This window comes from Paenibacillus sp. yr247 (assembly GCF_900103825.1).
Classification (GTDB): Bacteria; Bacillota; Bacilli; order Paenibacillales; family NBRC-103111; genus Paenibacillus_E.
In genome coordinates this window covers 61,858-86,750 of the sequence record NZ_FNIF01000006.1, presented here as the reverse complement: position 1 = coordinate 86,750, position 24,893 = coordinate 61,858, and the positions used below count along the sequence as shown (strand labels likewise).

Sequence of the window (24,893 nt, the reverse complement as noted above, 5' to 3'; positions counted from 1 at the left end):
GACTCACTTAATTCCTGCTGATCTGGATCCTTCAACAAAATATCGTTCTGCCGCCAAGAACACGGCCAGCATCGGAATAAGGCTGAGCATCGCGCCTGCTACCAGCAATTGATCGTTTGTTTTGAACTGGCCTTTCAACGACATGATGCCAATCGGCAGTGTAAAATTCTTTTCGTCGACCAAGAAAATGATCGGCCCCAGAATCTCGTTCCATTTTCCCATAAACGTCAATACAGCCAGGGTGGCAAGTGTAGGCGTAACCATCGGCAAGAAAATTTTCCAATATATTTCGAATGGATTACAGCCATCCAGCTTGGCAGCTTCCTCATAATCCTTCGGAACGCTCAAGAAGGCTTGCTTCAACAAGAAAATCCCAAAGGGCTGACCAAACCATTCCAGAATCCACAGCGGCATCAAGGTGTCCAACATATGCAGATGCTTAAAAATGATAAACTGCGGAATAATCGTTACAATCCCCGGAATCATCATCGTCCCTAATACGACCATATACAGGGAATCTCTGAACGGAAACCGCAAGCGAGCGAAAGAATATGCGATCATGGAGCTCGACAAGAGTGCCCCAATGATAGACAAACCAGCAACAATCAAACTATTAAACGTATAGGAGTTAAAATTGGCTTGCTCCCATACTTGCGAATAGTTGCTCCATTGAATCGGGTTCGGTAGCCATTCCGGCGGGTACAACGTATACTGCTTATAGGTTTTTAAAGAATTAAATATGGATGTTAGAAAAGGCACAATCATAATCAGCGAGCTGATTATGACAATCAGATAACTGACTGCCTTTCTTAAGGGACTTTGAGTCTTCATGTTTGTACTCCTTCCTTGCCGGTCATGATGCTATTAATCATAGAAAACCCATTTCTTCTGCAGCTTGAATTGGACAAGCGTGACAAGAAACAAGATGAGGAACATGACCCAAGCGATGGCTGAGGCATAACCCATATGGTTATAAGAGAAGCCTTCTTGATACAACTGCAACATTAAAACCAGACTCGCATTATTCGGCCCGCCTGCCGTTGATCCATCGAAGGAAGTACCCGTCATGACAAAGATTTGCTCAAAGTTCTGGAATGCGGAAATAATGTTCAAAATCATAACAAGAAAGGTGGTACCGGAAATAAGCGGAAACGTAATTTTCCAAAAAGTCGTCCAATGATTCGCTCCGTCGATATTAGATGCTTCATAGACGTCGGTAGGAATCGATTGAAGTCCCGCAAGAAAAATAACCATCATATAGCCCACACTTTTCCAAATAGCAACCCCAGCCAGAACGGGAATGACCCAATGCTCTTCCATTAACCAGTTATGGGTAGGCAAGCCAAGTTTGGATAAAATGTTATTTGCAAGCCCAATACGTGGGTTCAGGATAGAATCCGCCACGTAAGCAATAACAGTCCAAGAAGAAATAACAGGTAAAAAATGCGCTACGCGAAACCATTTTAAGCCTTTCAACTTCTGGTTTAACGCAACCGCCAGCAATAGAGCCAACAAAGTTTTAATAGGCACATATAAAATTGTAAAATAAACCGTGTTCCAAAGAGCCTTCCAAAAAAGAGGCTCCTGCACAAGCTTCACATAGTTGCCTAATCCGATCCATTTGGGCGGATTCAAAATATCGTAATCGGAAAAGCTGAAATACAGCGAAGCAAAAGAAGTTCCTAAGACAAAAATAACGAATTGAAGAAGATAAGGGGAGACCATAAGAAGTCCCCATCTCCCCTCGCTATCAAGCCGCTTGCGCTTTGTAATCATTTTCTTTTGAACACATCCTTAAGCATAGCGGAATTATTACTTATTTTTTAAAGAAACCATCAAGTACCTTTTGAACACCTTGATCCGTTTTAGTGAGCCATTCGTCAACCTTGATTTTATTCATGAACAGATCCGCGTTATTATCGTTATATACTTTGACCCATTCGCTGAAGACTGCGTTCGAATCGATCGTTCCCGCGAAGGCAAGGCTGTCAAGGAATACTTTTTTGTTTTCCGGCTTTGTTGTTTTTATTAGGAACATATCGGAGTTAGCAACCGATTTTTTCACAGGAACGGCTTCTCCGACCTGAGTCCACTCTTTTTGCGCATCATCGTTATCAGCCCAGTACTTGATCCATTCCCAAGCTGCTTTTGCTTTCTTGTCATCCGCTTTCTTATTGATAACCCAAGAGTTAGCAATGACTGGAGCAAAGCGTTTGCCTGTAGGTCCTTTTGGCAGCGGAGCAACATCATAGTTGAGACCAGCGCCGTTCATTGCAGTTGTTGCGGCATAAATATCAATTTGCATAGCGGATGAGCCGCTTAAGAATACTTTAAAGTTGTCTTGGAAAGCTTTTAAGTCAGCCGGATTAGGGAACAGCTTACGATTCATTCCGTCAACCATCCACTCCAGCGCTTTTTTGTTTTCAGGCGAGTTGGCAATCGATTTCGTCATGGATGGATCCAGGATACCGCCGCCGAATGCTTTCAAGATGTTGAAGGCGCCACGGGAACTGGAGAAGAAGGTAAAACCATATTGCTTCACTTTCGTCTTATCGAACGACGGATCCGTTGCTGTTTTTCCACTCGCATCCAGTGTTAGCTTCTCAGCCGCAGCCTTCAAATCATCCCAAGTCCAATCATTCGTCGGGTATTTCACACCGGCTTTGTCAAACAAGTCCTTGTTGTAGAAAAGCGCGCCGACCTGAATGCCTTGCGGAACTCCCCAATACTTGCCATCGGACGTTTTATCGAAGTCCAGACCGTAAATTTCATCTTTTTTCAGGTCGGAGTTCACCATATCGGTAATGTCACGAATTACGCCTCTTTGCGCGAAACCGAATACTTTAGTGCCATCGCTTTGGAATACGTCTGGAGCGCTGTTAGCTGCAATTTGTGTCGTTAACTTTTCATAGAATTGATCGTAAGGAGCAGTTTCTGTCTTAATATTAATTTCAGGATGAATCGTTTTGAATTTAGCCAGAATTTCTTCCATTTTTTTCTTTGTCGGCGGATCCGAGTCATACCCGATAAACAGGTCGACCGGCTCAGCTTTTTTCACTTGGGTTTCGTCAGCTTTACCACTTTTGCCGGTAGAACAACCGGACAAGATCAGAGCAGTGGACATGCCCACAACACCAATGGTTGTAATTAACTTCTTTTTCATGTAGAACCCTCCGTTTATAAATTTATATGTTAGCTAGACGCCATAGAGAGGTCTAGATATAACCATAACAAGCTACTATTCAGAATAATGAGCGAATCAGATTATGCAGCCTTGGTCGAAACCTAAGGATGTGATCGGTTCTCCCGAAGTGAACCCGATTTGTTAATAAAATGATTTGAAGATCAATTTCGGGGTCGAACCATATGCTTGTTCCAGTAAATCCCGTATGTCCAAAGGAGGAAGATGACAGAAAGTCGCCTCCGGATGAAATACTAATGGGGTTTTTCAGCACCCACCCGAGTCCGCGGTATTCGCCAATGTCGTAAGGAGTAAAATTTCTTCTCGACAGATCGATAGCCGCTTTGGATAAAATCTTGTTTCCTTTGAAAATGCCGCTGCCTGCGATCATAGAAGAGAAGTTGGCCAGATCGTCAATGGTCGAGAACAATCCTGCGTGACCACTAACGCCTCCCATTCGCTCCGCCTTCTCATCATGAACGACACCTATTTTGTAAGCGTTTCGTTCATTGGAGAATTCAGTTGCAGCGTAACGCGACTCTTCAAATGTCGGACGAAAACAAGTATGATACATTTCCAGAGGGTCAAATATTTCTCGCTTAAGGAAACTGTCGAACGGTTCACCCGTTACGATTTCGATAATCCGATACAGCAAAATCATGCCCAGATCACTGTATACCACTTTCGTTCCTGGACGGCAGTGAGGTTTTGCGCGCAAAACATGTTCCAACAGTTCTTCCCTCGACATATGCATCACAGCTTCTCTACTCATAAGATCGGCTGCAAGCCCCGATGTATGGGATAATAAATGCAGGATGCGAATGCTTTCTCCGTCGTAAGAACCGACTTCGGGCAAGAATATTTGAATCGGATCCGATAATGCCAGCTTACCTTGCTCAAGCAGTTTTAAGGCTGCAGGAAGCGTGGCAATGACTTTGGTAAGAGAGGCGAGATCGAATATCGTATCTAACCGCATAGGATCTTCGTAAGGCTTAACGAGTCGGTTCCCGTAGGCTTCTTTCAGAATTGTGTCCCCTTGATGCGCAATATATAGGACCGCACCGGGGATATGACCGTAAGCGATTTCAGACTTAATAAAATCATTAATCTGCAGCTGATCTATATGCTTCATATATGCATTCCTTTCCAGCCTGTCCTACCTGTTGCGATTCGCATTTCGAGCCCGGTTCAAGAGATTCGGTTTTGTTAATCCGCAGAAATTCAAGACTCTGCCTCTTTTAGATGGTTGTTAGCGGTTACAAACATGATTATACAAGGCGTGAAATTTAATTTCAATTTTTTTTTTATATTTAATATTTAATTTCACGAAATAAATATTTTTATACACCAAAACAGCCGGATAAACGACATACTGAATAAACCTTGTATACTATTTTGTTGCTCACCTCGTCTATTGAATTTGTATCATTTTAGTATAAACTTTGGATAATTGTACTGGGAGTTTTTGATAACTATCCGCTTTGTTTACGGACTCAAAAAGAAGGAGCAGTTGCCGCGGCAAACTGCTCCTTTGTTCATAAAATAAGATGACGTTCATTTTTCAGGTAACGAATTAATATATAAAGGATCAAGCAACCATATATGAGCAGCATTTCAACAGTAGGTTGGAGTGGTAGATGAACAGCTTGAAATATCAATTTTGCCAAAAATAAACTCACGAAAAAAAGTAAGGTTATGACGACTGTACTGGAAGTTAACCCCTTTGGGAACCCTATCGTAAAGGTTCTTAGCGTTTTCATATTCCATAAGACTGGGATCAATTCTAAGGAAAGTATCCCAATAGCGGGTCCTGCATACGTGAAACCGGGAATGGTGATTAAATAATATATGAGCGTCAACGAGCAAATAACACCAATGATAAGCCCAAAAAGAGGCGTTTTTTTATCTCCGATTACCCACAAAGCAACTGTAGAAAGTTCCCTAATTCCAGACAATAAGGGCGCCAATGTCATGAAGCGAATACTGGTTTCCGCTATACCGTTCGAAAACAACAAATTTGAAAGATCCCTGGCGTAAAAGAACAAAACCAAAGAAGAAGCGCATCCCCAGAGCCAAGCGGCTTCCATTGATGATCTTAAATCCCTAACAAATCGATCCTTTCTTCCTGCTTGCCAATCTGTTGTTAATTTGGTCGACAAAGTGTAGGCCAAAGCAAATGTAACGAGCGTAGGCATGTACACTATTGTTGTAGCCATACCTGTCATAATTCCATAAACAGAAATTGCATCGGAGACACTCATACCTGCATCTTGAAGCCGATGGGGAATAATGATGGCATCGAGAAAATCTGAAACAGGAACAATTAAACGAGTAGCAAGAATGGAGAGTGCTGAGTAGATAAACATAAATACAGCAGGTTTTTTTATTTTCCGCAAAGTTGATTTCTTATAGTTAAAATTAAATTTATGAAGGGTAGAACTTACTAAAACAACAAGCAGAAAGCATAAAGATATAAAAGCTCCTGCAGGAGCTCCTAACATGGAACCTCCGACAGCATAGGGGATACCGAACTGTAACCACGAGATTGTTATCATGATCATCACTACAATCCGAAACAATTGCTCAATAATTTCTGACATCGCAATATATCCGTAAAATTCCATTCCGTGTAGAAACCCTCGTAAGAAACTGAGGAACGGTACGATAGCTATAGCTGGGGCCATACATTGTAAGGCGAATTCAAGATGAGCATTACCTAGCAGGATAGAGATAGGGGATGCAAGACTATAGCAATAATACCCCAACACCGTACCAGACAAGGCAAGGAAAATGGCCCCACCTTTAAATAAACTCCATCCTTCTTTAAGGTTTCTAGCTGTAGAAAGGGAAATTGCCGTAGGAAATCCTCCAGTAATGACGGTAAGGATAAGTGCATAAACAGAATACGCCATTTGATAAAATCCAATACCTTCGGATCCGAGCAACCGAAATAACATAATTCGCGCAAAAAAGCCAATTACCTTTACAAGGAAAATGGCACCCGCACGAAGTGCCATTTGTTTTACCAGTTCGGGTAATCTCATGATTTCACCTCATACCTGCAGCGCTTTTCCTAATAATCTTATTACGAAAGCAACTCAGATATGATTCAAGCAAGAGACAAGTTAGTCATTAATGTGAATTAATAAATATTTCGTGTTTTTATCCCATCCGAGGTCAAATGGCACACGATATCGGTCCGCTGTATGGGAATTGACGAGCGGATATCCATAATAATCAAATCCAACCAAGATCGCAAAGTGATCGATATCCCCATCCATTTCATAAGCAATTAGATCTCCCGGTTTTAATGCCGCAACTGCTCCGCTCGGATATTTTTCAGTCGGCTTAACTACATCTGTAAAATAGCCTTTGGAGATAAGTCTGCCATACCCGCTATGTATTACGAAGTTTTTGAATGAATCCGTTCGTACCCAAGCTTGACTCCCCTCTGAACGGTAATGCCATCCCGATACCATTTTTAATCCGCCACCTTCGTTCTCATCCCCAAGCACTTGAGAAGCGAAGTTAGTACAATCTCCTCCATGATACGTATAATCCAAATACTTTTTGTTGTATCGATGATCGTTACCAGCCCCCCATGCGGCACCTGCATATTTATTAGCATATTCTAGTGCCCGTTCTCTATTGTATCTCCTCTTTCCATTATCGCCGGTTTGAACAGTAATGGTTTCGGATTTCAAGAAAGCAGGATTGGGGAATCCATTAAATTCCGGTATCAATTTCGGATTTTCCGTAAGCGGATCGGTATACCATTCACGTAGCACCAACCATTCGCCTTTTATTTTCTTAAGGGTCAATACATGCCTTGTTCCTATGCCGCAGAACTGGAGATTGTTGTTATCGATCTTGTACACATAGCTTAGTTGTAAGCTATGGTTTAACGAGATCCTTGCCAGATTCCCTTCTTTTTTGATTCGATTAATACGGATGCTGTTTTCCGCGGTGGCAAATACAATACCTCTTTTTTCCGCCCAAGCATTGATATATTTACTCCTCAACAGCTCTTGCTCATACGCATACTGGCCACTCTTCTCCGTCTTATCATAAAAACGATATATATCTTTTGGTCTTTGATCAATTAAAAAGTGTGTTCTTTCGTCGAATAGTTTATTTAAAAAAGATCGTATATCCTGTGTTTCAACTTCAGTGTCGGCAGCATAAACGTGGAACGGATAAAAAAGTGCGCACAAGATGATCATAAGCAAATTCAAACGTTTCATTTTCATGACAGCAACATATACCTCCATTGGACTAAAGATTAGAACATCTTCCTATTTTAACGTTTACCAATCAATCTTATCCATGAAAACTGAATTAACTGATTTCTCGCCATTGCCAAGTAAGTCAAACCAAAAGACAATAAATCCGGCCTATGGGATTCTTTGACTGTTATCGGCATATAAATCAGACATGCCTTTTATAGGAGCTGGTTTTATTTGCCATCAATAAATAAAATAATTGCGATTTTATTGGGAAACTTGTTTATCGCAATCGGCATCAATTTTTTCCTTATGCCCTTTAAGGTCTTGGACGGAGGGGTTATTGGTATAGCTCTTATTATCAATTATTTATCTGGAGTCAAAGTCGGACTTATTATGATCTTGAGCAGCATTCCTATTTTTACGTTAGCATGGTTTTATTACCGGGACATCTTTTACAACAGTGTATATGGGTTAATAACTTCTTCTTTATTTATAGATATATTGGAGCCTTTCCAGGATCGTTTTTTGCATTATATTGAGTTAACACCATTTAGTAGTTCTGTTATCGGCGGTTTTATCGTCGGAACCGGAATTGGAATTATGTTACGGTATGAAACAAGCACCGGGGGCACGGATCTACTCGCACAATTTCTTTCAAAATTGGTCATTATCAATGTAGGAGTATTTATTTTTGTTATTGATGGGATTATTATTTGCATTGGCGGTTTACTCCTTTCAGCGGAAACCTTTGTTCTTTCAATCCTTACAATAACTGCAGGTGGTGTTGCGACTGGCCTGTGTTCGATGAAATGACCATGAAAGACAGTTGGGAAAGAATTGAACTCCTTCCTTCTTTGGATGGTAATCAAATTAATGAAATAATACCGGTAATCCCTTTACAAGGGCATTCAACGATTATTTATAGATATTGACCCCTCCTGATCATTCAGAGAGAAAGAAAAAACAACCTATGAAATGCCATGGGTGTATATGGGGAAATTGGGATGGACTAATGTAATATTGCTCAAAAATCAAATGTATTAAAGAGTAAGCACCAACAGGAGACCGCTGCAAAAGTAGTGTTTTTGGAAAAAACAAAGAATTTAAGAGATACAAATATGTCTCCATGAACGCGAAACGGGCCTTAGAAGGATTCTGGAGGCTCGTTTTTTTTAACTCTTTTGTTGTTCTGATTCTAAGACAATGAAGGATATACATAATTTTTTAATTAATAAACAATAAACGAAAAATTGCTTTTGCTGTATTGGGTTGATAAACTTATTTTTATATAACTTGTTTATTAAAAGGAGATTTACGATGATTAATAAAATTGGAAAAATTACTGTATATGTGCAAGATCAAGAACAGGCAAAAGATTTTTGGTTAAATAAAGTCGGCTTTGTTTTAAAAGTGGAACAACCTATGGGACCAGACTTTTCATGGATAGAAGTCGGACCAAGTGAGGCCGAATTTACCACTTTAGTTCTTTATTCTAAGTCAGCAATGGAACAACATGATCCATCTAAAATTGCACATCCATCCATTCTTCTCAGCACAACTGATATAGAATCTGCTTATGAGAAAATGAAACAAAATGGCGTAAAAGTAGAGGAAATGTTAAGAATGCCATTTGGAACAATGTTCTCATTTAAAGATCAAGATGGAAATGATTATTTATTAAGAGAAGATAAATAGGTGAAAGGACCACCTGTTTTCATTTGGAGATGCACCTAAACGAAGGGATTAAAAAACTCATCCTTTACTTTGGGCTTCTTAAACCAACATTCCTTCTTCAACTAAACTGCTTTTACTTTAGTATAATAAATAAGGGATCGCCCGCCGCAACCCAAATCTTCAACTCTTGCACCCGTTTGCCATCCATCAAGCGCAAAAATCAGCGCTTCAACTCAACCATGATCCTGTGCCTCTTCCAACGGCTCGAAAGGAGACAGTAGGAGCCTGTTTTTCTGTTCTCTCTTCGTGCTTTTGTTCTTTTACGCGAAGCAGTCTCGATGAATCCGCTGCTTCTGGCTGTAGATTATCCGGTAGCGATGGACGTTTTCCTAAGCGTTCACCAATGATGAGTTCACGTACTTTCCAACGGCTTTGACCAATATGTTCCTGAACCGTGTTCACGATGAATGAGAGCCGACCAGAAGTCAGACAGCTGAAAAGTTGTCTGAATTTTTTTCTTAGCAGTCGAAGTTTTTAATTTGAAACATATTGATTTACAAACTCGTATATATAGGTATACGATTGAACAAGACATAAAAGTAAAGGTGGATTGTAAAATGAAAACCAAATTTATCGCCGTAGTGACGGCTATTTTATTATTAGCGAGTACAGCTAATATATCCATAGCGGATGCGAAAGGCAGCTCGCCTAGCACATCTTCTAGATCAGGCTCTTTCTCAACAGGCTCTAAATCAAATTCAACTTTCAGCGGAGGCTCGAGTAGTAGGACGTCTCCGAGTACATCGGATAGTGGAAGCTCGTCTAACTCGACGAATTCTTCCGGTTTTAGCGGTGGGTCCTCTAGCAAATCGACGGTTCCAAGCATGTCCAACTCAGGAAGCAGTTCAAGCAATTCTTCCAATAGCACTGGCTATCAGCGGCCTTCTTCCAATGTTACAAATGGTAGCAACGTGAATCCGAATACGGGTCGTACGTATTACAACAACAACACGTATTCCTCATCGGTCCCCGCTGGTTCACGCGTTGGCAGCTCGATTTGGCCGATGGCAGGAGCTTTCGCTGCCGGAACATTTTTAGGATCGATGCTGCATCCTTGGGGAGGTTTTTATCCAACTGCGGGTGGAGGTTATGTAAACCAGTCGTTCTCGTTCTTCTCCATAATACTGGATATCATTCTTTTCATCGCCGTTATTGCTATAATCATGGCAGTTGTCCGAACTTTTAGAAGAAGGAGCTACTAAGCAATGAACATTTTTCTTGATGAACAAGACGTTTTAGATGCGGTTCATGTGTATATTGCTTCCCAAGACAATAATGGCCGAGTAGAAGGAAGTGCTCCGCAAAATGTCCATGATGTGCGGATTTCTTTTGAGGAGCGTTACGGATTCTCGGCCAAAGGTCAGATTTACGGTCGGCAGCACCATTTAAATCAGCAAGAAGTGATTGATGCTGTCTCCGTATACTTGTCTTCGTATTATTCGTTCCGTGCAGATCGGCTGCTCGTGAAACTCAACTGGGATGATCCATCCCGTAGTTTCAGCGCTGATGTTATTGTAGAACGTTAACACTTTAAAAAATCGCCATCCTCTTCCGTAAAGGGTCACGAGGATGGCGATTTTTTTCTATAGCATTTATGACTTGGCCTTACGCGTCATCTCCGCAAGCATTGGATTATTTACTTTAGCTCACTAAACTCCATGCAAGGCGATGCCATAATTCGGAATAACCTTTAGAAGAAAAGAGTTATAAATATCTGAGTTTGAATATGGACCCGTCCGACGTAATATAGGTGCCGGTGTAAATAGTTACATCAGATTTTTAATCGACGAATCTTGAAGCAAGAACGGGAGGCAGATGTCCTCATAACCGTTTAAACACTCTTACGCTATCCGTCTACACTTTTCAAGCTCTATACCAATTAATCTGCTAGAGCCAAGTTAAAATGTAATATTCGGATTCCATAATCCATACATTGGGCGAAACCACCCATTTGCAAGTTTAACATAATCGACAGTTTCAATCAGTCCTGAATCTGGTTTCACCATTATCTTTATCGACATGTAACCCCTTTTCAACAAAAACCTTCAGAAAGCGGTTCATAACATTTTCCAAGAGTACAAAGTGAACTATCTATTTTGCAAGGGGCGTTTAAAGCTGTTTATCGAGCCTATCAGGAGATTAACCGAGAACGCGGTCAGATGCAGCAGGAAGAATTTAAACAGCGCATGAGGAATCAGGCGAAGAACCAGCAGAAGGATCGGGACCAGGGGTGGGAACGATAGGTTGAATGCTTTCTACGCGCGGTGCTTGTTTCCCCAAAGCAAACACTCGGAACCTTCGGATCCTCGGTCTGCTTTGGGGGCTGGATTACGAAGATGGTTTGTTCATCAAGATATCGTACCCGTTTAGTTGAATATATTTCGTCAAATTCACTAGCGAAAAAAAGCAGGTCACCAACCTCAATAGGGGAAACTGACATGTAAAATGCCTCCGGTCTGCTGCGATCATATTATGCCGTTTTTATAAATTTTCGGTAAAGTACAATATACTGTCCCCCTACTTTACTTATCGAGAAACCCCTCCTTACCATTTTCGAACTGAATTCACCGCGAATCTGTAAAATAGCACACATTTTAGCTCTCGTTTCCTTAAAATAACAAACTTTTTTCTCCTTTTATAACGAAAATCCTCTCGTAAGAGCAAACAGTTTACACTATATATTTTAATATTATTCTGACAACACTAGCGTTGCATAAACCTTAGATAGCAAGAGATATACAATCAATATCGTTTTACCGAAATATTCTGAATTTAAAACTTGACTCTAGAACCAAAGAGTCGATCTCCCATTAAAGGTAGCTCTGTCCATTTGGTAATTATATGGGAATTATCATTAACATCTCGTCTTCCGACCTTGAGAAGTACGACTAGGCTGTCTTTGAATGTGATCTAGCCATCTACTTGATGGCTTCCAAAGCAATGCTTTTAACCAGCGGTACAAAGTTAACAGAGTGTGAGTCGTTCCTGTTTCTTGTTTGATTAAAACAAGCAAGCAAAATGAGATGAGCTCGATCCAGACTTGATTCATGACAGCTTGTTCACTTGTTCCATAAAACGACTTGATTCGGATATGTTGCTTCATCCATTTGAAGAAGGTCTCGCATTTTTCTTCAGCCTGGAAACGAAGAAAATACCTGTATCGCAGTAACGGTCAAACGCCGCGTAATCGACATATCCACGGTCGAAGACGTAGGTAGCTCCTGCTTCATCGATGAGTGCATCCATCTGAGTGCGATCATTTTTTTAGCTGGTGTCAAGATGGCTTTTTCGGGAATAACATCATGTTCGCTCACAAAGACCAGACGCAAGTGTATTTTGATGCCTGCTTTTGTCTTTCGAAAGACAGCCCACTTGTACTTCTGCAAGCAAAGTCCAATTGTGGTTGAATCGATGATTTTGAAGTCATTTCGGTATTTTGTGGCACTTGCTTCTTTTAAAGATCTGCAAAAATCTGCTCGAGTAAAGTTGACTCTACCTGATTATGTTTGCGAGTTAATTGCGATGCCGAAATGGATTCAAGCCCAAGTTCCTTTTGAAATTCTTCCGATAAAACATCGTCTGCTATTTCTCGTAAAACATCGCGTTGCTGAAGCTGAGCATGAAGAAACAGCTTGAGGTAAGCTGGAGTCGTCAGCTTTTTCACATACTTAACTTGCTGCACTTCGGCAATGCGTTCTTTGAACGTTTTTAAACAAATTGGCTCAAGCCATTTACCAAATGAAGAAAATAGGGTATCCTCATCCATGCGCTGATCCTTTTCAGTGGATTATGGACAGGAACTACCTGCCATTCCATTGTAAAGGATTTTTTCGTGCTTGGATTTAATAAAGACAGAATATTATGAACATTCAGATAAGATTAATGAACGATATTGTTTTGACAAATACAATTCATAATAATATAATCAACAAAAGGGGCTATCGCAGAAAGGTTGATGATTAGATGTTCTCAAAAGAAATGTTAATGGAAACCCGTGATTTTATCGAACAATTCATTGAATTTACGTTATTAGTACACGATATTCATAATGAAAACGATAAACGTTTTGCCTCATATGGGCTTTCAACTGAAAGATTTCACATTATGTTTTTCCTTTATACGGTTTCCGAGTTAAGTCCATCCGAAATCGCAGATAAAATCAACGTAACTCGAGCTTCGATGACCGGACTTATTGATGGTTTGGAAAAAGCCCAATTTTTGGAAAGGGTAAACCACCCTCAAGATCGACGCAAGGTTATTTTAAAGATAACCGAAAAAGGAAGAGATCTAGTTGAGAAAATTATACCGCGTCATTTTGAGTTGGTTAGCAAAGTAAATCAAGTCTATACTGAAGAAGAAAGAAAATCTTTTATATATTATTTGTTGAAGATGCGTAATATATTAGCCGAACTTCATTTAATTAAGGGGAAAGATTTGAAATAGGGTTAGCAACGTTTGTCCAATATAAATGAACATCCCTCCATGCTATTAGCAAAAAATCTATCCACTCCAAATTAACCGTATCTCTTTTAATACGATACCAGCTTTATTCAATTTGATGACCAAGTTTTGTTCCTTTGGATGGCGAGAGCTTATCCGATTAACTACCGCAACCCGTCCAACAAAGATTTGAACAACTGGCAGTTTCTTCTAATGAGAGAACAATTATGCTTCCATTCCCATTGTGCCGTGATGGTTCGCCAACACGGTTAAAGCTCTTTATAGCATTATTTCTCCTGAGTCGGCAGCCCCTTTAGCGCAAAAATTAGATCTTAAAAAGTATATAGCCTGCAAATCCCTAAAAGCTATCTTTTCCTAACAGAAGATAACTTCTCCCTGCATGGCGAAGACTTTGCTTGGCATCTAGAACAATCCAGCCGGCTTGGTTTCTTCCCATTGAAGGTGACGAAGTTTTCCTTAGCTATATTTTTAAAGCGCTTTCAGAAAACCGAGAACCAGTTATCCCTATATAATGGAGATTATCTCGTGAGGTGTGTGTGTGTGTGTGTGTGTATACAGTTTTAAAATAAATTTATTTTCATACTATTTTGACAAAAATTATTTAAAAATATATAATATAAAAAATTTATCATAGAAAGGATGATGGTTAAATGATTCCAGAAGAGATGATAAAGGGTACCTCTGAGTTTACCGAAACATTCTTGAAATTTATATTCTTACTACACGATATTAGTAATGAAAATGATAAACGTTATTACTCATACGGGGTTTCACGTGAAAAATTTCATACTTTATTTTTCCTTTATACGAGTTCCGAGCCGCTGGGTCCATCCGAAATAGCAAATAAAATCAACGTAACTCGAGCTTCGATGACCGGACATGTTGATAGTTTGGAAAAAGAACATCTTTTGGAAAGAGTAAACCACCCTCAAGATCGACGCAAGGTTATTTTAAAACTAACCAAAAATGGAAAAAATCTCGTTGAGAAAATTATGCCACCTCATTATGAATGGGTTTGCAAAGTAAATGAAGCCTTTACTCAAGAAGAAAGAGAATATTTTACATCTTATTTATTGAAGATGCGTTATGCAACAGCCGAACTTACACAAATTATTGAGAAAGATTTGAATGCGGGTTAGCAACGTCATTCCAATAGGAAAAGCTTCTAAATCCTTGACCCTTCATGAACATCCCTTCGTATAAAATATTTGCACTGGTGGAACATTTAGAATAGAACTAAAAGAAGACCCCGAAGGGTCCTCTCTTGTACTTCTGTTGTTGCAGATTTGCCGATAAATCCAATTATTTTACGGTTACTTCTGTTGTTGTTGTTTTACCGCTTGGTGCTGTTACAACAATATCAAAAGTTCCTGCGAAATTTTGAGGGATTGTAACATTGCTTGTTGCTTGATCAATGGTAGGTACGCCATTGCCATTGCCATTTACGTGTTGAATGGAGAATGTCAGACCGTACATGAAGTTCATGTCCAGGACATCCTTACTGTCCAGTGCAATGCCATTAGAGTCTGTAAACGACAAGTTTGTCAAACCCATTGAATATTGCGTACCATAGCCATCAGTATTAGTAGTTGCTGCATCTGTAGACACGTAATCGTGCACAGCAGCAAGCGTTGTAGCACCTGCCTTATTAACAGCCACTGTTGCTTTTTCGTCAGCAGTCATGCTTGCAATTGTTGGAGCGTCATCTGTTACTTTCACAACTTGGGTTGCTGTTTTTGTTTTTCCTTTATTGTCCACATACGTTGCGGTAATTGTAGATGTACCTACTTTGTTACCAACAACGTACCATCTTTTATTATTAGGATTAAATGCAACTTTAACCGCGGACGTATTGGAAGATGTCACATTTTGAACAAAGTTATTTGGAATAGCTACCAAATCACCAGAAGCATTCTTCACTGTGAAGTTAACGCGTTTCTTCGCAGCAAGTTTATACAGGTTAGCTGAATCTGTCGAAATTGGAGTAGGTGAATTGAGCAGTGTATCGCTATCGATCAAGTCATATAGCGTACCAAGATCCTTCATCGTATAAGTCCAGTCTTCACCTGTGCTGGAATCGGCAGTTGGCGCGACTTTAATCTTCTCTTCAACATAAGAAATAACGGTTGGCGTTGCTGCGCCTACTTCTTTCTTACGGATGGATACTTTCACGGTAGCTTCCTGATCTACATGAGTTGCATCGCCTGCGTAGATTCTCAAACCTTTATTGAATTGTTTGAAAGAATCACCGTTTGATTCATCTTCGTTGGAGAAAGATTTGTTTATTTTTGCGCCATCTGCAAGCGCAAAGGCTTTTTCAGAACCATCATTTCTAGTAACAGTAAATGCGCCTGGAGCCGCATCTTTCAGCTCAAGATAAACATCATAAGTAACACTTGTACTTGGATTGCCGCCAGTTGCTGCATTACCATTAACGCCTGAAGTAGGAATGTTATAGTTCATTACTTTACCGTACTGGTCAAGAACTTGGTATTGGAATGCGCCATACGATCCAGCAATATACTCTTTGCTTGGTTTGCTCACTTCTTTAATGCGGTCTGGAACACGAGCGTCAGATACGATGAACGTTTTAGTCGCTGTGCTTGTCGCGTTAGGTGTAGCTACTACAAGAGTAACGGAAACAGAGCCTTTGGAAACATCCGTAATGTTTTTCAGATGAATTGTACCTCTGTGCGCGCCGGAATCTGAGATTTCAGCTTTTCCACCGTTGTTTGCACCAGTTACATTCACTTGAATTCTTTCGCGGTTAGTATCGCTAGTCAAATCCTCAATGTTCAGTTGTTTGCCGCTTGCATCGTAGGCAATAACCGGAATATATACGTCTTTATCACCTGCTGCAATCACATCGTTAAAGTCTCCAATCTCCACTTTTGTAGCAACCGCTACGGAACGGATGGACACTTTACCTGTTGCTGTTGCAGCCTGATCAAGAACAGTGAAAGTATAGTCTGCCGATTTATCCACGTTCTCATTCAAGGAAATTTTCAGACGAGGAATGTTGTTTCCATTGTCTTCGATCTCTGTCGTAACAACGTTTTGGTTGGATTGATTGTTGCCAACATATTCGTTCCAAACAACACTTACGTCTTCTTTATGGAATTCAGTGGAATCATATGCGATGTTGCCGCCGTATTGGTCGAACAAGTTCAAATCAAATGTCGCCGAGTCACCTTTACCTGTAATCGCGTTGCTGCTGTTCGAATACTTAGCTTCACCCAACTCAAGTTTAGTCAGAATTGGTTTTGTACCCAATTTGAAGCTTTTGGAAGCTGTCACGTGTTGATCATTATTAATAACGGAAACAGTAACCATCGAAACGCCTTGCGTACCGCCGCCGGATTCAGTGTCCAATGTAATAGCCAATAGACCGTCATCTTGCTTAGTAATTTTGATCAACTTCGCAGCTGCTGGATAAACAGTGTAGCTGCCAGCGCTGAAGGAAGCATTTTCGCCGTATTGGTTCAATGCTTTTGCTTTTACGACAGTGCTTTTGGAGTAAGCAATTGTATCGCCCGCAGTTACGAAATCAACACTTTTCAGAACTTCATCTTCGGCTTTAAAAGTTGCAGATGTTTTATCAACGGAGTTAATATCCAATCCGTCAACAGATACAGTGTATTCGCCTGCACGCAGTTTTTCATCTGCCAATGTCAAAGTTGCTGTTTTCTTGTCATCGGACCATTTTGCAGTTGTTTTAATTTCAGAGCTGCCTTTTTTAAGGGTAAGAGTCGCTTTTGTAGTATCGACAGGCTTATTGAAAGAAACTTCAGCTTTTTGAACGCCAGTTGCTTTAGCGCCAGTTACAGTTAATTTACCAGGAGCAACATATTGAGCTTTCGCTTCGTATGCACCAGTTAGAAGAAGGTCACGAGTTGCGTTGGATTGACCGCCGAAAGCACCTTCAGCTTTAGGGAACAGTTTCAATTCAAGAGCCAAAGCTACATAACCTTGAGCCCAACCGGAAACAGTAGTATCAGTTCCTGTTTTTCCTTTAGCTTCAGCGTCTTTACCCAGTACGCGAACCAGGAAAGTAGCGAGTTGCTCTTTCGTTACTTTACCAGCTGGGTTGTAAGTTCCTTCGCCGTAACCATCAGTAACATTAGCTGCTTTCAGAGCCTCGATGTAAGGAAGCGCGTAACCGTTAGCTGCGTCGTCAGCTTTAACATCAGAGAAACTGGAAGTTTTAAGATCTTTGTTTAATTCAAGGCCCATGACTAAAGCTGCAACTTTCGCAAATTGCGCACGGTTCATTTCTTCTTTCAGACCAAATGTTGTGTCAGTTGTTCCGTCAAAGATACCAGCGCTGATCATTGCGTCAAACTTTACTCTCGTTGCTGCATCAAGATCTTTCAAATCAGTGAAATCCTTGGATGTCTTAGCGGACGTCGCTTGAGTACTAGCTGATCCTCCTGTTGTAGAATCCGCCATAGCTATTGAAGCGAACATCGAGAAAATCATAGTAGCAGATGTGATTACTTTAATACTTTTTTTCATTTATTTCACTTTCTCCTTCCTAATTCGAATAAATCGAATTAGACATTTTTTTGTGTAAAGCCATGTTGCGAACATTAAAACTTTCAATCTCCAACACCTAACACCCTAGATCTTGGCCATAAAAGTGATTAAATCCCCATGTGCCCAATTGAGCCAATAGACATCGGTTTTAATCTTACACGAGAGAATTCCTCCCTCCCTTCAAGCAATAAGAGTATAATGTAGCGGGGCAGGTTAGTTAGATAAAGATAGTTTTAATGCATAAAATATTAACTATTAAATTTTACTTTTTTATTATATTGTTTAATATAATTCAAGTCAATACTATATTAATGCCATTAGTTCCCTTGTGCAATAAGTTATATCCGTGCTGGTGAACTCGTCTTTAAAGTGAAACTAGATTTTCGCTCAGAATCCCGTTAAAAAAATGATAATAATTAAGCATCGTCAAGTGCGTCTAATAGTCTGAGCTCTTACCAGCCAACATCAGCATTCATGGAGGCCATATATGATTGTGACCTCACTTCCGTCACTATTTGCCCGGTGCCGGTTACGAAGGGATTACTGAGCCTTTTTTTTATTTTATAAAAAAAGTGGGATTCGGCATCAGCCCCGAACCCCACCGTAAAAAAGTTTATGAATAAAAGATTATCTTCTAATAATACATAATCTATTGTAGTTTATTTCAATATAATATTTATTTAAATCATTTTTTCTAATTTCCATTTTTATTAAGCCACTTGAACCGTAGCTCCAATTGCTATTATGGTTGATGGCACCCCCATCGGCTTATATCGCGATTCTTTCGTTCATTAAGAAATGATCCCGACGATTCTCATGCTCAATATAGCCAAGTCCCGGGAGGAAATTCCGTTTCCCGCGCTAGTTGAGGCGCTTTTGATGGAAATCACATTCGAGGCGCTACGCGAAGCCGGGATTAGGCTTCCCAAGCAGGTGGGTGCAGCCGTCAGCATCGTGGGCGCCCTCGTTATCGGACAAGCCGCGACCGCGGCAGGCCTTGTTTCTTCGCCCATGGTTATGGTCGTGGCGATTACCGGAATCGCTTCGTTTATGATTCCACTTTTCACGGTAGGCATTACCATTCGTATGCTTCGCTTCCTATCATGATTATGGCCGGCATACTGGGATTGCTTGGGATTATTCTCTTTATCCTCTCTTTAATCTTTTCTGTAGAAGCATCACCGGAAAGTTAATGAAAGTATAAACGCTAATCATCCTAATTTAGTTTCTCAAATTTTCCGTAATTCTTAATTTTTATTTGAACATTACACCTAACATTAACATGAGGATATACTTGCTTCCAATTTAAATTATTCCACTCCGAATAACTCATACTGTTTCTCACACGTTTCCCTAATCCTAAACTATCAACTTCATTTTTTTGCATTTTAGCTATCATTTCATTGGATTCTTTTTTAATATAATCAGAAATTAATTTCTCTATTTCTCGTCTATTCTTTTCTTCACTGAGCTTTAATACACCTATATATTCCAAAACAGACCCTTTAATGGTTAAGTTAATATCTATAGTAAATTGATTTCGACTTTCGTTGGAGGATACTTTGATTTTCCGTTTACTTTTCAAGGAACTAAACATAACATGTTCTTCATTCCTCCCTGTTTTTTTTAAGTCAATACTTAATTCGCCTTGTTTGATGTTCCCACGCAAAATGGCAAAAATTAATGCCTTGTCTGGTTCGATTTTTGTGATGAAACGGTCTTCATTAAACAAGGCAATACCATCTATAATAACGTCCCGTCCATGTTCCTTAATAATGGGTGCGACTGGATCAATTCCGTCATCAAATAAATCTCTTGTAAATTCATAAAGAGCTACACTAGGAATATTTTGGGAATCCGACTCTTTTTCTATCATACGATCAATATATTTTCCTGTTCTGGGGTGAGGTAAGTAATCCTTTATTAAGAGGTCGTGGGCATTTCCATTAACAACGGTTACTTTTACACGTTGAGATATGGAAGGGTCTCTCAATAGTGTGTCAATCTGTTCCATCAATCCCTTTTTTGCCAGATTGATCCCATATAGCGTATTTCGTATTTGCCCACTAACCAAATATAATTCTGTTAATCGGGATAGCTTAATTCTTGCTGTTTTACTAGTTGTAGCAATGGCAGTTAAAGTTTCTCTTTTGGTTTTGCCCTCTGGATCTGCTTTAGGTAAACTGACAGATATCATTAAATTTTCTTGAGTTTGTCCTTCTTCTTTGGGCATTAGATCATAGCTCATTGTATGTATAAATCCCAACTTTTCTAATATACGTTGATCGCCACAACCAACTAAACAAAATGAAATGATTACCGAAGCACATAAATATCGCACATTATGCATTTCTATCTGCCCCTTTACTAATAAACAAAATGCCAACTAAAAGCAATGGTAATCCAAATGCAATACCAATTTCAGCATATCCAAGATATCTCAGCCATCGCTCTATTTCGCTTATTGAGTCTGGAATCCAAGTAACAACAAAGCAGCCACCAAGAATAAAAATTGTAAGCCAGTTGGTATTAGCTTTGGGAATAATTCTATGCAGGGTTTCTACTGCTGACCAAATGTACATGACAATTGTAATAAGCTCGGTAAATAAAAAAAATCCGAATAACAAGTTCTCGATTCGTTCAATAAATGGAAATCTTATGTATGATAACAAATCGAGAAGTGGATAGTTCATCTTTGTTAATTGACCTAAGCTATAAAAGCCAAAACAAATAAAAGATATCAATAAATAGGTGGAAATGGTAAATAGGTTCCCAATATAAACGGATTTAATAAATTTATTGTTTTTTTCTACATATGGAAAAAGAAGAAGAGATAACTCATATCCAAGGAAAGCAGTATAGATGTCAAGCCCTCCTTTTATCATTTCTGTTTTTCCCATAAAAAGAAAAGGGGTTAAATTTGCCCATTCAAAATCATGAAGGAAGAAGACAAGGAGAAGCAGCATCCAAATGGAGATCCAAAAGAAACTAGTTGCTGCCTTTGAGATGCTGTAAATGCCTTTAACTATTAACAAGTAGGCGATAATATCGACCAAAGCATTAAGGAACATTGGGGGTGTTGTTGGGAAAGCAATCATTTGAAAAATAATTATATATAGTTTACCGACAATACAGCCAAGAATCCCCCAGACAGATATCATCACTAGGTAGAGAGGATATACAAGTACCTTTGGCATTGAGTTCTCTAGAATATCGAATATAGACCTCCCTTTACCTAAACGATAAACGAATGAAATTAAAAAAATATTAAATGTAGATACACCTGTAAAGATGAGTAATGAAGCCCAACCGTTATAGCCAAAACTTTGCGCTAAAAGCCGTGGAAGGCTAAATATAACAACACCTGTTTGTATCATGTAAATGAGTATTACTACATGGAAAGGATACAGTTTTTCCTTCACTCAGTTTCCTCACTTTTCTTATTCTTTCATTTTATTTTTTTTCAGATTTGGGGATTTAGATTGTGAAGGTCTCTCTTTAAGCGCCCAAAACGGTGCTCTAATAAAAACATCACGCCAATCCTTGAACTTAAAAGGAGAAACTGGGGTTAAATATGATGTATTTAGACTTGTCAGACCAGATAAGTGAACAACAATTAAAGCAATTCCCATCATTAAACCCAAATTACCCAGCGTCCCAGCCAAAATAATTAAACCGAAGCGAATTAAGCGAATGGAAGCACTCATAATATAACTTGGGATAACAAATGAGGCGATTGCCGAAGAAGCAACGGCAATGATAAGAATATTACTTGTAAAACCAGCCTGTACAGCTGCTTGCCCGATCACAATACCTCCAACGATACCTATGGTTTGACCAATTTTTGTTGGAAGTCTGGCTCCTGCCTCCCTTAATAATTCAATCATGATCTCCATTAATAATGCTTCATAGATCGGAGGAAAGGGAACACGGCTTCGGGATTCGGTTATTGTCAGCAATAGCGCCTCGGGTATCATTTCATAATGAAAGGTTGTTACAGAAACATATAAGGATGTTAAAGTAATCGTGACAAGAAATGCTATAAATCTTAATACTCTTGTTGCTGTTCCTAATGCCCACCTTTGGTAGTAATCATCGGGTGATGAGAAAAATTCAAAAAATGAAGCAGGTGCAGAGACAACAGAAGGACTTCCATCTAAGAGCGCTAGGATTCTTCCAGCTACAAGTTTGGAAGCAGCCGCATCGGTACGTTCTGTTGTAGAAAATAGCGGAAAAATTGAGTTTGGAAAATCATCAATATATTGAACTAACATATTTCCATCATGAATGGAGTCAATCTCGATGTTTCTTATCCGTCTGGCCAACTCATCTACGTAATCCATATTGGCTATACCGTCAATATATAGAACATATACATCCGATTTAGTAATTTCCCCGACTTCTAACTTCAATACCTTAAGGTGAGAACTTTTCACTCTCCTTCGGATGAGGGATAAATTCAACATAGCAGTTTCAACAAAAGAATCATGAGGTCCTGTAATTACTGACTCCGTTTCCGATTGTTGTATAGCGCGTGAATCTGGTTTATAAACATTAATTAAATAAACCTTCTCACCGTGGAAAATAGCTACTTCTCCATCCAATATGCCTTTAATAAGGGTTTTTGAGTCCGTTACCAAATGATACTGACTTCGTTTAAGCAAATGTCCGACTTCATTTATTTGGACATTTGAAAAAGGAATAGTGATATCACGTGAAAATTCATCACTACCCATAAGATGCCCAAAATAAACCAAATCCACATTAATTTCAGGCATTGTCCGATGAACTAAATCAATGCAGTTTAAAAAATTGTCTAAGGTATGCTTAAGAGAAGGCTCATTACTTTGTTCTATGTAGATTTCTTCGAATCCAAGGGTGGACTGCTCTTTTTTCCTTTTATTCCATGAGTGAAATAATCGTTGGAATATGTTCATTTGCAATCCTCACTTTGAATTCACTTATTCTTTTTAATATTTTCTTTTTTTGGAAAATTATACTGTTTGGAGTGATTGGAAGATGACAAAATCAAGATTCAAATGGAATTTAAAAGGAGGAAGATTGTGTATCCCATCTTTCGTCTCAGAAATGGAAAGATGGATTTCATTGCCCCTTTAAGTGCCAACAATGATGCTCATCAGACTTCCGTTACCGCGGAACCATCATGTATAAAACAAAGTTACCCTTACAGACTTGGTTTTGGCCGAAATAAAGTTGACGTTGTCCATGTGCAACTCAATTCTTGAGACCTTAGGTGGAAGGAAAAGTGCCTGAGACAGGAAACATTATTACGTCAGATGACAAAGTGAACTTGCTCTTGTCGGATGGAACGGCTCGCAAAGTTGATCATGTCATTTCCGGCAATACCGAATTAACCTTGAACGTGTTCCTTTCTTACCCGAGGAATTGCTAATTAATATCGTTCGAGAAGAAGATTACACTCTGTTTCCACAGATGAATCATTCGAATCAAGTATCTAGACTCTATTTCGCAGGCCCACTATCTATCTTCTCATTCACGGTCCTACTTTCAGATTCATTCTAGGTTTAAGAAATACCAGTAAAACGATCATATCTAGCATCGTTTAAAAAGCGTTATCAATGCATGCTGCTAAAAACAAAAGGAAGTCCGTGTATGACTAACGGGTTCTCTTTTGGGGTGCAAACATTGCAAATCTCATCGTATTTTTTGTCACTAATATCAATGCAATTCTCAATGGAATTCTCTGAGTAAATAACATCAATAAACGCAAAAAAGGGATAGCTTAATGGCTATCCCTTAAATTCTCTATCCACTCCCGTTAGTTAAATAAATTTGTTGTCTGTTTTTATTGAGTGTCTTCGTCGCTTTTGTACTCCAAAATATCACCTGGCTGACAATCCAAAGTCTTACATATCGCTTCTAAGGTTGAAAAACGAACCGCTTTTGCTTTCCCATTTTTCAGAATGGAAAGATTCGCCATAGTAATTCCAACCCTCGCCGAAAGTTCTGTTACGCTCATTTTCCTTTTTGCCAACATCACATCAACATTGATGATAATCGCCATGATATTCACCTCAGATCGTTAAATCATTTTCTGATTTTATATTAATAGCTTCTTGTAAAAGTCTTTGGAGAACAGCAGCAAAAACGGCGATCACCATAGAGGCGAAAATAATGACCAATCCGATTGGTATGATACTTGGAGGGTCAACTCTTTCCGCCATGAGATAGTAGAGTGGCATACCTAGCAGGTACAAGGTACTGATCGTGATGGCACAATATTTTATATTCTTTAAAGCCTTTACCGATAATTCCGAGAACGCTTGGTTCTTATCAATATAGCTTAAAAGTTTAAAAGCTTGATACAGAGCAAAGTAAAAAGGTATCGCTGCCGCGTACATATCGATTAAAACGAGAGATTTCATATAAGCAATATCTGGATACAATTCTCCAGCAAAATTCCCGATCTTAGGCACCAAAAATATGCACAATGCAAGAACTGGGATTCCTATAAAAATAACAGCTAGCTTTAAAAAGAGTGTCGTAACTTGTTTCATAAAAAGCACCTCGTTAATTAAATTTTACCAAAACGTTAATCATTTTCTGGTTTTAATTCAAGGATGTTTTTTAATGGCTTTTGAAGTGCGTCCACAATGGCATTTAAAACACCTCACTTATTTAATGACAACATGATTTTATCATATGATTTATCGTTTTACAATAAATTTGTATTGTTTTTTAGTTAAATTTACAACTTGTTCAACAAAACTTCC

General features: G+C 39.3%; 24 protein-coding genes and 2 pseudogenes. 10 read left to right on the top strand and 16 right to left on the bottom strand.

Annotation, left to right across the window (positions count from 1 at the left end; genetic code table 11):
* Positions 1–3: 3 nt before the first annotated feature.
* The 6 genes from BLT91_RS14120 to BLT91_RS14095 all read right to left on the bottom strand — a co-directional run bounded on the left by BLT91_RS14120 (position 4) and on the right by BLT91_RS14095 (position 7,431).
* Positions 4–831: a carbohydrate ABC transporter permease gene (locus BLT91_RS14120; RefSeq protein ID WP_090821903.1), complete on the bottom strand. Its 828-nt coding sequence runs from the start codon at positions 829–831 to the stop codon at positions 4–6.
* A gap of 33 nt (positions 832–864) precedes the next feature.
* Positions 865–1,776: a carbohydrate ABC transporter permease gene (locus BLT91_RS14115; RefSeq protein WP_217635224.1), complete on the bottom strand. Its 912-nt coding sequence runs from the start codon at positions 1,774–1,776 to the stop codon at positions 865–867.
* A 40-nt stretch (positions 1,777–1,816) separates the two neighbouring features.
* On the bottom strand, positions 1,817–3,163 hold the full coding sequence (locus BLT91_RS14110) for an ABC transporter substrate-binding protein (protein WP_090821901.1): 1,347 nt from the start codon (positions 3,161–3,163) through the stop codon (positions 1,817–1,819).
* A gap of 79 nt (positions 3,164–3,242) precedes the next feature.
* On the bottom strand, positions 3,243–4,313 hold the full coding sequence (locus tag BLT91_RS14105; protein ID WP_090821899.1) for a serine hydrolase domain-containing protein: 1,071 nt from the start codon (positions 4,311–4,313) through the stop codon (positions 3,243–3,245).
* A gap of 403 nt (positions 4,314–4,716) precedes the next feature.
* A complete protein-coding gene (locus tag BLT91_RS14100; protein ID WP_090821896.1) occupies positions 4,717–6,225 on the bottom strand; it encodes an oligosaccharide flippase family protein in 1,509 nt (502 codons plus the stop codon).
* Between the two features lie 81 nt (positions 6,226–6,306).
* On the bottom strand, positions 6,307–7,431 hold the full coding sequence (locus BLT91_RS14095; RefSeq protein WP_254776951.1) for an amidase domain-containing protein: 1,125 nt from the start codon (positions 7,429–7,431) through the stop codon (positions 6,307–6,309).
* Between the two features lie 210 nt (positions 7,432–7,641).
* On the opposite strand from BLT91_RS14095, the gene BLT91_RS14090 reads away from it, so the two are divergent.
* Together BLT91_RS14090 and BLT91_RS14085 are read left to right on the top strand one after the other, a co-directional pair.
* The gene (locus tag BLT91_RS14090; protein WP_090821892.1) at positions 7,642–8,220 is read left to right on the top strand and encodes a YitT family protein; all 579 of its coding nucleotides are present in this window, start codon (positions 7,642–7,644) and stop codon (positions 8,218–8,220) included.
* 504 nt (positions 8,221–8,724) lie between these two features.
* The gene (locus BLT91_RS14085; protein ID WP_090821890.1) at positions 8,725–9,102 is read left to right on the top strand and encodes a VOC family protein; all 378 of its coding nucleotides are present in this window, start codon (positions 8,725–8,727) and stop codon (positions 9,100–9,102) included.
* A 391-nt stretch (positions 9,103–9,493) separates the two neighbouring features.
* Here BLT91_RS14085 and BLT91_RS32325 read toward each other — a convergent pair whose 3' ends face one another.
* Positions 9,494–10,003 carry a hypothetical protein gene (locus BLT91_RS32325; RefSeq protein WP_217635223.1) on the bottom strand — a complete coding sequence of 170 codons (510 nt, stop codon included), beginning with the start codon at positions 10,001–10,003 and terminating at the stop codon, positions 9,494–9,496.
* A gap of 49 nt (positions 10,004–10,052) precedes the next feature.
* On the opposite strand from BLT91_RS32325, the gene BLT91_RS32320 reads away from it, so the two are divergent.
* From BLT91_RS32320 to BLT91_RS32315, 3 genes are all read left to right on the top strand, one after another.
* Positions 10,053–10,343, top strand: coding sequence for a hypothetical protein (locus BLT91_RS32320; RefSeq protein ID WP_217635222.1), 291 nt, complete (start codon positions 10,053–10,055; stop codon positions 10,341–10,343).
* 3 nt (positions 10,344–10,346) lie between these two features.
* Entirely contained in the window at positions 10,347–10,667 is a 321-nt protein-coding gene (locus BLT91_RS14075) for a DUF2653 family protein (protein ID WP_090821886.1), read from the top strand.
* A gap of 570 nt (positions 10,668–11,237) precedes the next feature.
* A complete protein-coding gene (locus BLT91_RS32315; RefSeq protein ID WP_217635221.1) occupies positions 11,238–11,384 on the top strand; it encodes a protein-tyrosine phosphatase family protein in 147 nt (48 codons plus the stop codon).
* Between the two features lie 611 nt (positions 11,385–11,995).
* Here BLT91_RS32315 and BLT91_RS32865 read toward each other — a convergent pair.
* The 3 genes from BLT91_RS32865 to BLT91_RS32855 all read right to left on the bottom strand — a co-directional run bounded on the left by BLT91_RS32865 (position 11,996) and on the right by BLT91_RS32855 (position 12,907).
* The gene (locus tag BLT91_RS32865; RefSeq protein ID WP_254776950.1) at positions 11,996–12,244 is read right to left on the bottom strand and encodes a hypothetical protein; all 249 of its coding nucleotides are present in this window, start codon (positions 12,242–12,244) and stop codon (positions 11,996–11,998) included.
* Positions 12,241–12,387 carry a hypothetical protein gene (locus BLT91_RS32860; protein ID WP_254776949.1) on the bottom strand — a complete coding sequence of 49 codons (147 nt, stop codon included), beginning with the start codon at positions 12,385–12,387 and terminating at the stop codon, positions 12,241–12,243. The genes BLT91_RS32865 and BLT91_RS32860 overlap by 4 nt, the downstream gene beginning before the upstream one ends.
* A gap of 208 nt (positions 12,388–12,595) precedes the next feature.
* A complete protein-coding gene (locus BLT91_RS32855) occupies positions 12,596–12,907 on the bottom strand; it encodes a DUF4372 domain-containing protein (RefSeq protein WP_254776948.1) in 312 nt (103 codons plus the stop codon).
* 197 nt (positions 12,908–13,104) lie between these two features.
* Between BLT91_RS32855 and BLT91_RS14065 the strand changes: the two genes are divergently transcribed.
* On the top strand, positions 13,105–13,584 hold the full coding sequence (locus tag BLT91_RS14065; protein ID WP_090821884.1) for a MarR family winged helix-turn-helix transcriptional regulator: 480 nt from the start codon (positions 13,105–13,107) through the stop codon (positions 13,582–13,584).
* A 668-nt stretch (positions 13,585–14,252) separates the two neighbouring features.
* Complete coding sequence (locus BLT91_RS14060) at positions 14,253–14,741, top strand: MarR family winged helix-turn-helix transcriptional regulator (protein ID WP_090821882.1); 489 nt, start codon at positions 14,253–14,255, stop codon at positions 14,739–14,741.
* A gap of 163 nt (positions 14,742–14,904) precedes the next feature.
* Here BLT91_RS14060 and BLT91_RS14055 read toward each other — a convergent pair whose 3' ends face one another.
* The gene (locus BLT91_RS14055) at positions 14,905–18,117 is read right to left on the bottom strand and encodes an S-layer homology domain-containing protein (protein WP_090821880.1); all 3,213 of its coding nucleotides are present in this window, start codon (positions 18,115–18,117) and stop codon (positions 14,905–14,907) included.
* 781 nt (positions 18,118–18,898) lie between these two features.
* Between BLT91_RS14055 and BLT91_RS14050 the strand changes: the two are divergent.
* Positions 18,899–19,301: pseudogene (locus BLT91_RS14050) on the top strand (spore germination protein); the annotation flags it as partial.
* A gap of 53 nt (positions 19,302–19,354) precedes the next feature.
* Here the strand turns inward: BLT91_RS14050 and BLT91_RS14045 are convergent.
* Genes BLT91_RS14045 through BLT91_RS14035 form a run of 3 tightly spaced genes read right to left on the bottom strand, consistent with a single transcriptional unit; the run spans position 19,355 to position 23,075 of the window.
* Positions 19,355–20,488: a Ger(x)C family spore germination protein gene (locus BLT91_RS14045; protein ID WP_090821878.1), complete on the bottom strand. Its 1,134-nt coding sequence runs from the start codon at positions 20,486–20,488 to the stop codon at positions 19,355–19,357.
* A complete protein-coding gene (locus BLT91_RS14040) occupies positions 20,481–21,560 on the bottom strand; it encodes a GerAB/ArcD/ProY family transporter (protein ID WP_254776947.1) in 1,080 nt (359 codons plus the stop codon). Before BLT91_RS14040 ends, BLT91_RS14045 begins: the two co-directional genes overlap by 8 nt.
* Before the next feature lie 18 nt (positions 21,561–21,578).
* A complete protein-coding gene (locus BLT91_RS14035; RefSeq protein ID WP_090821876.1) occupies positions 21,579–23,075 on the bottom strand; it encodes a spore germination protein in 1,497 nt (498 codons plus the stop codon).
* 102 nt (positions 23,076–23,177) lie between these two features.
* On the opposite strand from BLT91_RS14035, the pseudogene BLT91_RS32850 reads away from it, so the two are divergent.
* Together BLT91_RS32850 and BLT91_RS31605 are read left to right on the top strand one after the other, a co-directional pair.
* Positions 23,178–23,341: pseudogene (locus tag BLT91_RS32850) on the top strand (IS1595 family transposase); the annotation flags it as partial.
* Positions 23,342–23,404: 63 nt separating this feature from the next.
* Positions 23,405–23,551 carry a hypothetical protein gene (locus tag BLT91_RS31605; protein WP_175532299.1) on the top strand — a complete coding sequence of 49 codons (147 nt, stop codon included), beginning with the start codon at positions 23,405–23,407 and terminating at the stop codon, positions 23,549–23,551.
* Positions 23,552–23,965: 414 nt separating this feature from the next.
* On the opposite strand, the gene BLT91_RS14025 is transcribed toward BLT91_RS31605, so the two are convergent.
* Entirely contained in the window at positions 23,966–24,184 is a 219-nt protein-coding gene (locus BLT91_RS14025; RefSeq protein ID WP_090821872.1) for a helix-turn-helix domain-containing protein, read from the bottom strand.
* Positions 24,185–24,194: 10 nt separating this feature from the next.
* Entirely contained in the window at positions 24,195–24,677 is a 483-nt protein-coding gene (locus BLT91_RS14020) for a DUF2975 domain-containing protein (protein ID WP_090821870.1), read from the bottom strand.
* Positions 24,678–24,893: the final 216 nt, after the last annotated feature.

Bases quoted from the DNA above. Each gene is read 5' to 3' on its own strand.
- BLT91_RS14120 (WP_090821903.1), bottom strand. From the start codon at position 831: ATGAAGACTCAAAGTCCCTTAAGAAAGGCAGTCAGTTATCTGATTGTC.
- BLT91_RS14115 (WP_217635224.1), bottom strand. From the start codon at position 1,776: ATGATTACAAAGCGCAAGCGGCTTGATAGCGAGGGGAGATGGGGACTT.
- BLT91_RS14110 (WP_090821901.1), bottom strand. From the start codon at position 3,163: ATGAAAAAGAAGTTAATTACAACCATTGGTGTTGTGGGCATGTCCACT.
- BLT91_RS14105 (WP_090821899.1), bottom strand. From the start codon at position 4,313: ATGAAGCATATAGATCAGCTGCAGATTAATGATTTTATTAAGTCTGAA.
- BLT91_RS14100 (WP_090821896.1), bottom strand. From the start codon at position 6,225: ATGAGATTACCCGAACTGGTAAAACAAATGGCACTTCGTGCGGGTGCC.
- BLT91_RS14095 (WP_254776951.1), bottom strand. From the start codon at position 7,431: ATGAAAATGAAACGTTTGAATTTGCTTATGATCATCTTGTGCGCACTT.
- BLT91_RS14085 (WP_090821890.1), top strand. From the start codon at position 8,725: ATGATTAATAAAATTGGAAAAATTACTGTATATGTGCAAGATCAAGAA.
- BLT91_RS14075 (WP_090821886.1), top strand. From the start codon at position 10,347: ATGAACATTTTTCTTGATGAACAAGACGTTTTAGATGCGGTTCATGTG.
- BLT91_RS32865 (WP_254776950.1), bottom strand. From the start codon at position 12,244: ATGAAGCAACATATCCGAATCAAGTCGTTTTATGGAACAAGTGAACAA.
- BLT91_RS32860 (WP_254776949.1), bottom strand. From the start codon at position 12,387: ATGGATGCACTCATCGATGAAGCAGGAGCTACCTACGTCTTCGACCGT.
- BLT91_RS32855 (WP_254776948.1), bottom strand. From the start codon at position 12,907: ATGGATGAGGATACCCTATTTTCTTCATTTGGTAAATGGCTTGAGCCA.
- BLT91_RS14065 (WP_090821884.1), top strand. From the start codon at position 13,105: ATGTTCTCAAAAGAAATGTTAATGGAAACCCGTGATTTTATCGAACAA.
- BLT91_RS14060 (WP_090821882.1), top strand. From the start codon at position 14,253: ATGATTCCAGAAGAGATGATAAAGGGTACCTCTGAGTTTACCGAAACA.
- BLT91_RS14055 (WP_090821880.1), bottom strand. From the start codon at position 18,117: ATGAAAAAAAGTATTAAAGTAATCACATCTGCTACTATGATTTTCTCG.
- BLT91_RS14045 (WP_090821878.1), bottom strand. From the start codon at position 20,488: ATGCATAATGTGCGATATTTATGTGCTTCGGTAATCATTTCATTTTGT.
- BLT91_RS14035 (WP_090821876.1), bottom strand. From the start codon at position 23,075: ATGAACATATTCCAACGATTATTTCACTCATGGAATAAAAGGAAAAAA.
- BLT91_RS14025 (WP_090821872.1), bottom strand. From the start codon at position 24,184: ATGGCGATTATCATCAATGTTGATGTGATGTTGGCAAAAAGGAAAATG.
- BLT91_RS14020 (WP_090821870.1), bottom strand. From the start codon at position 24,677: ATGAAACAAGTTACGACACTCTTTTTAAAGCTAGCTGTTATTTTTATA.